Annotated in this window: 10 protein-coding genes; 8 read left to right on the top strand and 2 right to left on the bottom strand. The window is 44.6% G+C overall.

What is annotated here, in order from left to right:
- The 3 genes from Q0J48_RS05720 to Q0J48_RS05710 all read left to right on the top strand — a co-directional run.
- On the top strand, positions 1-888 hold an 888-nt coding region (locus Q0J48_RS05720), incomplete at its 5' end, for an aminotransferase class I/II-fold pyridoxal phosphate-dependent enzyme (RefSeq protein WP_296242432.1).
- A 177-nt stretch (positions 889-1065) separates the two neighbouring features.
- Positions 1066-1866 (top strand): Cof-type HAD-IIB family hydrolase, encoded by an 801-nt coding sequence (locus tag Q0J48_RS05715; RefSeq protein WP_296242430.1) that lies wholly within the window; start codon positions 1066-1068, stop codon positions 1864-1866.
- A 13-nt stretch (positions 1867-1879) separates the two neighbouring features.
- On the top strand, positions 1880-2659 hold the full coding sequence (locus Q0J48_RS05710; protein ID WP_296242428.1) for a S9 family peptidase: 780 nt from the start codon (positions 1880-1882) through the stop codon (positions 2657-2659).
- A gap of 11 nt (positions 2660-2670) precedes the next feature.
- On the opposite strand, the gene Q0J48_RS05705 is transcribed toward Q0J48_RS05710, so the two are convergent.
- Both Q0J48_RS05705 and Q0J48_RS05700 read right to left on the bottom strand, forming a co-directional pair.
- Positions 2671-2838: a DUF3795 domain-containing protein gene (locus Q0J48_RS05705; protein ID WP_239461065.1), complete on the bottom strand. Its 168-nt coding sequence runs from the start codon at positions 2836-2838 to the stop codon at positions 2671-2673.
- A gap of 10 nt (positions 2839-2848) precedes the next feature.
- Complete coding sequence (locus tag Q0J48_RS05700; protein WP_296242427.1) at positions 2849-3004, bottom strand: DUF3795 domain-containing protein; 156 nt, start codon at positions 3002-3004, stop codon at positions 2849-2851.
- Between the two features lie 54 nt (positions 3005-3058).
- Between Q0J48_RS05700 and Q0J48_RS05695 the strand changes: the two genes are divergently transcribed.
- The 5 genes from Q0J48_RS05695 to Q0J48_RS05675 all read left to right on the top strand — a co-directional run.
- The gene (locus Q0J48_RS05695; RefSeq protein WP_296242425.1) at positions 3059-4279 is read left to right on the top strand and encodes a DEAD/DEAH box helicase; all 1221 of its coding nucleotides are present in this window, start codon (positions 3059-3061) and stop codon (positions 4277-4279) included.
- Entirely contained in the window at positions 4222-4887 is a 666-nt protein-coding gene (locus Q0J48_RS05690) for a ComF family protein (protein ID WP_296242423.1), read from the top strand. Before Q0J48_RS05695 ends, Q0J48_RS05690 begins: the two co-directional genes overlap by 58 nt.
- 25 nt (positions 4888-4912) lie before the next feature.
- Entirely contained in the window at positions 4913-6148 is a 1236-nt protein-coding gene (locus Q0J48_RS05685) for a hypothetical protein (RefSeq protein WP_296242422.1), read from the top strand.
- A 96-nt stretch (positions 6149-6244) separates the two neighbouring features.
- Positions 6245-7234: an NTP transferase domain-containing protein gene (locus tag Q0J48_RS05680; RefSeq protein ID WP_296242421.1), complete on the top strand. Its 990-nt coding sequence runs from the start codon at positions 6245-6247 to the stop codon at positions 7232-7234.
- Positions 7235-7293: 59 nt separating this feature from the next.
- Positions 7294-8018: ribose-phosphate pyrophosphokinase (locus Q0J48_RS05675; RefSeq protein ID WP_296242419.1), on the top strand; the 725-nt coding region annotated here is incomplete at its 3' end.

Raw genomic sequence — 8018 nt, 5'->3', positions numbered from 1 at the left:
TGTCTTCAAGGGTCCCAGGAAGCTTTAAGCACTTTGTTTTTGGCTACTTGCGATGCCGGAGACATCGTTCTGGTGCCAGATCCTTACTATCCGATCTTCAATGACGGCCCTAAGATTGCCAATGCCAGTGTAGAATATATGCCGCTGTTGGAGGAAAATGATTATCTGATCGACTTTGATGCGATCGATCCGGAAATTGCCAAAAAGGCCAAGATGATGATCGTCTCCTATCCCAACAATCCGACTTGTGCGATTGCCCCCGATTCCTTTTACGAAGATCTGATCGCTTTTGCGAAAAAATACGACATCATCGTATTGCATGACAACGCTTATAGCGAACTGGTCTTTGATGGCAAGATAGGAAAGAGCTTTTTGTCTTTTGAAGGCGCGAAAGAAATCGGGATCGAATTGAATTCTTTTTCTAAGACCTTTGGGATGGCCGGGGCACGACTTGGGGTCTGTGTGGGAAATCGTGAAATCATCAAAGTTTATAACACTTTAAAATCCAATATGGATTATGGAATCTTTTTGCCTGTACAATATGCCGGTATTGAAGCTTTACGCCACGGCGGCCAATCGATCCATTCTACTTGTCAGGCATATCAGGACCGGCGCGATCTGATCTGTGAAGAATTTAAAAAGGTCGGATGGGAGATTCCCAAAAGTCCAGCTACGATGTTCGCATGGGCAAGGATCCCGGATCACTATCCTGATTCTTTGGCCTTTGTCACGGATCTTTTAGAGAAGACCGGGATCGTTGTGACTCCAGGACAATCGTTTGGTAAACAAGGATCGCGATATATTCGAATTGCCTTGGTTCAAGATGCGGATAAGATCAAGGAGGCTGCTGAGCGCATTCAAAAATCTAAGATTTTTCAAACCCAGTAACAAGAAGTGGATAATTTTGATTCGTCAAACTGTTTGAATAAAAAACGCAATATTTGGATAAAAATCCGTGTATTGTGTTTTTTTTTCTTTGATGAACTCAATATAAGTATCTGAGTTTGACTTTCTTTTATTCGGCCAAAACATTATAATGTTTAAGACAAAAGAGGTTGAGCAACAATGAAAAAAAAGATCAAAGAACAGATTCAAGCCGTATTTTTAGATATTGATGGAACGTATTACGATCATGAAAAAGACAAAGTTCTTCCTTCGACGATGAAAGCCATGCGAAAATTAAAAGAAAGAGGGTATAAAATTGCCCTGTGTTCTGGACGACCTTTGCGAATGGCACAGGAACTTTCGATTTTTGATGGTGTACAATGGGACGGGTTTATTGGAAGTGCAGGGAATACCGTCTATGATGAACAGATTCAATTGATTGAAAAAAACGGTTTTTCGAATGCGGAATTGAAACAGATCTTCTCCATTGCCAAAGAAAAAAATCTGTGTTTGTATGTCAATGGAAGCTCTGCATTTTTAACCCAAAAAGATCCAGAAGCTATGCGTGTTCTAGAACATTTTCATGTACAGATTCCAAACGAGATTCGAGATTGGGATCCAGAGGATGTTGTTGATATGATTTCTTTATTTAAAGGGTATGACTATGACTACTCTGATTTCTTACAAATTCCAACTGTTAAAACGCAAAAATCATCCGGCTGCATTGTCGATTTGATCAAAGAAGGAGTAAGTAAAGTCAAAGGAATTGAATCTCTGTTAAAATATTGGCATATGGAACAGGCCCCTTATATGGCCTTTGGAGACTCTTTAAATGATAAAGAAATGATCCAAGAAGCAACAATTGGAGTTGCCATGGAAAACAGCGATCCTGATTTGTTTGCCTATGCGGATTTTATTTGTGGTCCAAGCGATCAAGACAGCATCGCTTGGACCTTGCGGCAGTTTCGGCTGATCGACTAAGGAGGAAAAGTCCATGGAAAAAAGATTGTTTATTCCTTGTGAGGATCATGAACTTCCAATGATTCTCACCTATCCGGATACTTTGGGTCCTTATCCTTGTATGCTTTGTCTGCATGGATTCTTGTCCTACAAAGAAGGCGATGGGCATTTGCTTCAAAAGAGTGCGCAGTACTTGGCTGAACACGGGATAGCCAGTGCACGTATTGATTTCTGCAGTATGGGAGAAAATCGTGCCTCCCGCCAAATGTATGGAGTTGATATGTGTATCAAGGAAACACATGCGACATTCGCGTGGCTTCAAAATGACCCAAATATTCTATCCGACCGAATCGGATTATTAGGGCATAGCTTAGGAGGGCGTATAGCCATCTTATGCGCAGATCTTCCCAGCTTTTGTATCATTACACTGAATGGGGCTTTAAAAATAAATCAACCAGGGGCATTTTCTTTGCCCGTTGAAAAAGAAAAGGAAATCCAATCGCAAGGGTATACCATCATGTCCACCAGTGATGGGCGTGTAGAATTGGTGTTTTCTGCATTTTTAAAAGATCTGTCCATACAAAATGATACAATTGATCATTATAAGAATCCGATATTGGTCTGTGTAGGCGCAAAAGATCCTACCATAGATCCAGCCAACAGTTATGATTTTGTGCAACAACGAAAAGATCGATCGACCGATTTATGTATCATTGAACATGCGGACCATACCTTTTTAGCCAAGACGGGAAACTATGCCACGCTGTATGCTTTGCTGGAACAGATCGTGGATTGGATTCAAGAGAAGCTGTGAACCGATGCATCTTATTGTTTTAAATTGTTTATTATGGATGGATTATGTTTCAGAATGCTTTCTATGGTTCGACAAGTCTCTAAGTTGGAACAGTGTCCACAGGTGGAGACTTCTTTTTTTATGGCGCATTTTCGGATTTCACACATCGTTTCACAGAATATTGTTTTCGCTCCGGGCATACGGCAGCCTTCACAGTGAATGTGTTCCGGCAAAATAGGAGCCTGGTTGAGCCGGGCCCATTTTTTTTGCGGTGGCTTCCTTTAGCTTTTGATCGTTGTGGATGGTTGCCAAGTATGCATCACAGGTTTGGCAATTCAATCCGCAATAGGCAATCTTTTTGTTCATAATGCAATCCTCTGCTTCTATTTCAAAGTGTATCATTCACCAAGAGGTTCTATAATGGATAATCGTATGAAGCTGTCACGAATCAGCTTTTTTGTCGTATTTAGAAATATGAAATGTCCTCGCTGCCAAAATGAAGATCCGAACTTCTTTGCCTATGACAAGGGTGTGTATTACTGCCGCAAATGCATCGTCTTTTCCCGAGTGCAAGTTGGCGATACCATTGAACCATGTCATTTATCGCATCGAATATGGAAAGGAAAACCAAAGCTTAGATATGAACTGACAGAAAAACAGAAAGAATGTTCGACAAAAACGTTGAATTATCTAAAACAAGGAAGAGATGTTTTTGTCTATGCCGCAACAGGAGCCGGCAAGACCGAGATTACCTTCGCCAGCATTTCTTATTATTTATCCCAAGGGAAGAAAGTGGCTTTTGCGATCAGTCGCCGTCAGGTGGTCTTAGAGATTGCCCAGCGTTTACGAAAAGCCTTTCCCGAGTTAAGCGTTGTGGAGGTGGCCCAAGATTATACCCGGGTGACGGATGCGGATCTGATCGTTTGTACGATGCATCAGCTCTATCGCTATCCTTATGGATTTGATCTGCTGATCCTGGATGAAGTCGATGCCTTTCCGTATGCCGGCAACACCTTATTGGAAGCCATTGTGGATCTTTCGTGTATCGGGCAAAAGCTTTATTTGAGTGCTACGCCTTCGGCTCAGATCCTGGCAGAGATCGAAGCCGGAAAAATGGAAGTCGTTCAACTCTTTGAAAGACCCCACAAACATCCCTTGGTGATCCCCAAGGTCATTCAAAGAGAGCCTTGGGGACAAGTTCTCTATCTGCTGGCTTTTTGTGCCCGCTGCCAAAAGGAGCACAAACAAGTTCTGGTCTTTGTGCCCCGCCGACAAGACTGTTTCTGGATGGCTTGGATCTTGCGCCTGGTTTGTAAGGCCATCGGTATCCATTCTGCTACGTCGGATAAAGATCAGATCTTGGAAGCTTTTCGTCAAAAACATTATGATGTTCTTGTGTGTACCACTTTATTGGAACGAGGCATCACGATCGGCAGTGTGCAGGTGGCCGTTTATCAGGCGCAGCATATCGTGTTTACGACAGCCAGTCTGATCCAGATCTTTGGCCGCATCGGAAGAACATTTGAAGATCCGACCGGGAAAGGAGTTTGCCTATGTCAATATGCGAATCAATCGGTCCGCGAATGTATCGAGCTCTTAAAGTGGATGAACGATTCTGCCTCATCTGTAACGAGTCGCTAGATGAGATCCGTTCATTGGAAGATCTTCTCTTTCAACATCGAACGATCTGCACCGCCTGTCAAAACCAGTTCAAACCTGTGCAGAAGATCTTTCGAATCCACGATCGAGAATGGCACGTCTTATATGAATACAATGACTTTTTAGAACGACTCTTCTTTCGCTATAAAGAACAAAGAGATATCGTACTGGCCCCCATCTTTTTAGAAAGGATCCGGGATCATTTAAAAAAGATGAGATCTTATCAAGTCTGCGGCTTATGTTCCAGTGACAAACATCGTCTGCATCGCGGGTTTGAACCCTTGATCGAGATGTTCAAGCCTTATGGGATCGAAGTCCTTTCGCCTTTGTACAAGACAAGACCCGTCAAACAAAGCGCGCAATCTAAAGCGAGTCGAAAACAGATCCATACGATCTTAAAACGAAAAGAGCTGTATCCTTTATCAAAAAAGAAAATCTTGCTGGTGGATGACGTATGTACGACTGGATCCAGTCTGGAGGCGGCTTGTCAGCTTTTGGATCCTCAATGTGTTTTTGTGGTCGCTGCCCATCCTCAATGGCTGCAGACTCATGCATCAATGGGTATAGAAAAAAAGAGTTCCTTTTGGTAGAATGATGCCGAGGAGATAGACAAATATGGCAGGAAGAAAAGAAAACGATGAAATTTCAAAATTATTAGATTCTTTTGAAGCCGATGGAGCCTTGGAAGAGAAAATGGAAGGCTTTGCGGCCAAAAAGCGTCGTCAAGATAAGTATACGCAACAAGTTAATATGATCGATCCAGAGGATCCGCAGGAAACAGAGATCCCATCGACCAACGATACCGTGGTATTGCGTCCCCCTCGTCCTCAACAACCCGAACCAGAGGCAGGCGAGACGGTGATGTTTGATCCGGATCAGATTGAAGAACAAGAAGAACCGACGAATAAGACCGTGGTGATCAATGACGATGAGATCCAATCGCTGCTGGAACAAGAACAAGCTCCGAAGCTGAGAAGAGAAGTCAAAGGACATCCAAAAAAGCCGACGGCCACGATGCGCAAAAAGAGCGATAAAACCGTGAAGATCGTTTTAGCCGTCTTGGTATCGCTTTTGGTCGTGGCAGTGATTGGGACCGGTGCCTATGTTTTATTGAATGGTATTGGCGAAAAAACAGAAGAAGTCGAAAACGATCGTCAGAAGGTGGCTTACGAGCGCATCAAGGACTGGCTGGATACGGTGGATGATGATTTTACCGGCATTGAAGATATGGAAAATTACTACAACCGTCTCAGCGATAAGCAAAAAGAAGAGATCGATGATCTGCTGAAGAGCCGTTCGGGCTATACTTTTGATGAATTGTTGGCACGTGCCAAGTCGGATGAAAAGAAAGACTCTTCCAACAACAACACTGAGATTGCGGAACTGCGTGCGAAGCTCTCGACCTTACAGACGCAGCTCAGCAGCGCCCAGTCTACTTTGGATTCGGCCAAGAGCACATTGACGACTCGTCAATCGGAATATGATGCCTTAGTGGAACAATCGCAAAATGCCGCGAATGCCCAGGCAAACTTAGAAAGTGCCCAGGCTGCTGTCGATGCGTGTGAATCACGTCGCCAAGAGCTTCTACAGAAACAAACCGAGGGAACGATCACAGACGAAGAGCTGGTTGAATTAAATGATATTTATGGAGAATGGTCTTCTCTGAATGATGCTCTTGAGCAGGCACAAAGAGAAGTGAACAATTCACCAGCCGTATCGCAAAGTCAGCTGGATAGTGCAGCCCAGGCAGTCAGCCAGGCGAAAAGTGCAGTGGATCAGGCACAAAGTGCGGTCGATGAAATCAATTCTCAGATCGCTCATATCCAGACTCAGATCGATGGTTTAGAATAAGGGTTGAAAAACCCTTTTTCTTTCTTTAATAAATCCAGAAATTTTGTTAAGATGTTAGAAGTGAACAGTTAAAGAATGGTAAAGGACGGTGATCGCATGCGGAATGCCATCGTAATGGCAGCGGGAAAAGGGACACGGATGAAGTCTACCCAAAGCAAAGTGATGCATTCAATTATCGATCGGCCGATGTTAGGATATATCATCGATGCCTTGCGAGCGGTACAGGTCGAACGAATCGTGATCGTGGTCGGCTATCAAGCCCAAACGATCCAGGAAGCGTTCCCCGATTGTGAGTTTGCCTTGCAGGAGCCGCAATTAGGAACAGGACATGCCGTGATGCAGTGTCAACAGCTCAAAGATGCCAAAGGCGATACCTTGGTCATCAACGGGGATGGGCCATGTATCCAGCCGGCGACATTAGAGAAGCTCTTTCAGGCCAACCAGGATGCTTCCTTGACCTTGTTGACGTCCGTCTTGGATGACGGGGCTCACTATGGCCGCATCATTCGCGATGAAACCGGGCAGGTCCAGGCAATCGTGGAAGCTAAAGACTGCACACCGGAACAGTTAAAGGTCAAAGAGATCAATGCCGGGATGTATTGTTTCAAAAATGAAGATTTGTTTGCTCATCTTCATGAGCTGCAGCCAAACAATGCCCAAAAGGAATATTACTTGACGGACATGGTCAAGATCTTGGCTGCCCACCACAAGAAAGTCAATGGAATGGTCATTGAGGATCGTGATGAAGTCATGGGCATCAATGACTGTGTAGAATTATACAAAGCATATACCTGGATGCGCGACAAGATCAATTTAGAGTGGATGAAAAAAGGAGTCCAGATCGTCGATCCGCAAAGAACCGTGATCGGCAAAGATGTTCAGATCGGACACGATGTTCTGATCGGGCCCAATGTAGAGATCTTAGGAAAATCCGTTATTCACGACTATGTCACGATCTTGCCGGGTTCCACCATAGAGGATGCGATCATAGGAGAAGGTGCTGTGATTGATTCCAGTAAGGTGGTCGGTACAAGCGTCAAAAGTCAGGAAAAAGTAGGACCGATGGCGTTTATCCATTCGGGATAACCGACGATCTAGTTTTAAGGAAGTACAAAAGCGACTGTAGAGAAAGGGAAGGAACAATCATGGAAAACACAATCGTATTTGGTTTATCATCCAGCCAGGAATTGGCTCAGAAAATTTGTGACGAATTAGAAATGCCGCTCGGCAAATGCAAGACGAATCATTTTGCGGACGGCGAAATTCTTTTTGAACTGGGAGAGAGTGTTCGAGGAAAACACGTTTACTTCATCCAGAGTACGAACCGTCCGGTCAATGACAACTTGATGGAGATCTTGATTGGGATCGATGCCTGCAAGCGCGCCTCCGCCGCCAGCATCAACTGCGTGATTCCTTATTTCGGATATGCCAGACAAGATCGCAAGGCGAAACCGCGTCAGCCGATCACAGCTAAATTAGTGGCCAGCTTATTAGAAAAAGCCGGTGCCAGCCGCGTCGTGACCGTAGACCTGCACGCCAACCAGATCCAGGGATTCTTTGATATCCCGGCCGATGACATCACAAGCATGGGCCTGATCGGTGATTATTTCAAACATAAAGCCGACATCGTAGATCCGGTTGTCGTGAGCCCGGACCACGGAGGAACCGTGCGTGCGCGTAACTTGGCCGATATCTTAGGCGCTCCGGTGGCCATCATCGACAAACGTCGTCCGAAACCCAACGTGGCCGTCGCCATGAACTTGTTAGGGGACGTAGAAGGCAAGACCGCTATTCTGATCGATGACATGGTCGATACCGCAGGAACCTTGGTATCGGGTATTGAAATGTTGAAGAAAAAAGGCGCTAAAGA

It is taken from the genome of uncultured Faecalicoccus sp., from assembly GCF_944325745.1.
Classification (GTDB): Bacteria; Bacillota_I; Bacilli_A; order Erysipelotrichales; family Erysipelotrichaceae; genus Faecalicoccus.
Note: the sequence above shows the minus strand (reverse complement) of the source record. Positions and strands in the feature narration are given on the sequence as shown.

What these genes read in the sequence shown, in the direction of transcription:
- Q0J48_RS05715 (WP_296242430.1), top strand. Translation starts at nt 1,066, where the DNA reads ATGAAAAAAAAGATCAAAGAACAGATTCAAGCCGTATTTTTAGATATT.
- Q0J48_RS05685 (WP_296242422.1), top strand. Translation starts at nt 4,913, where the DNA reads ATGGCAGGAAGAAAAGAAAACGATGAAATTTCAAAATTATTAGATTCT.
- Q0J48_RS05710 (WP_296242428.1), top strand. Translation starts at nt 1,880, where the DNA reads ATGGAAAAAAGATTGTTTATTCCTTGTGAGGATCATGAACTTCCAATG.
- Q0J48_RS05695 (WP_296242425.1), top strand. Translation starts at nt 3,059, where the DNA reads ATGGATAATCGTATGAAGCTGTCACGAATCAGCTTTTTTGTCGTATTT.
- Q0J48_RS05700 (WP_296242427.1), bottom strand. Translation starts at nt 3,004, where the DNA reads ATGAACAAAAAGATTGCCTATTGCGGATTGAATTGCCAAACCTGTGAT.
- Q0J48_RS05705 (WP_239461065.1), bottom strand. Translation starts at nt 2,838, where the DNA reads ATGCCCGGAGCGAAAACAATATTCTGTGAAACGATGTGTGAAATCCGA.
- Q0J48_RS05690 (WP_296242423.1), top strand. Translation starts at nt 4,222, where the DNA reads ATGTATCGAGCTCTTAAAGTGGATGAACGATTCTGCCTCATCTGTAAC.
- Q0J48_RS05680 (WP_296242421.1), top strand. Translation starts at nt 6,245, where the DNA reads ATGCGGAATGCCATCGTAATGGCAGCGGGAAAAGGGACACGGATGAAG.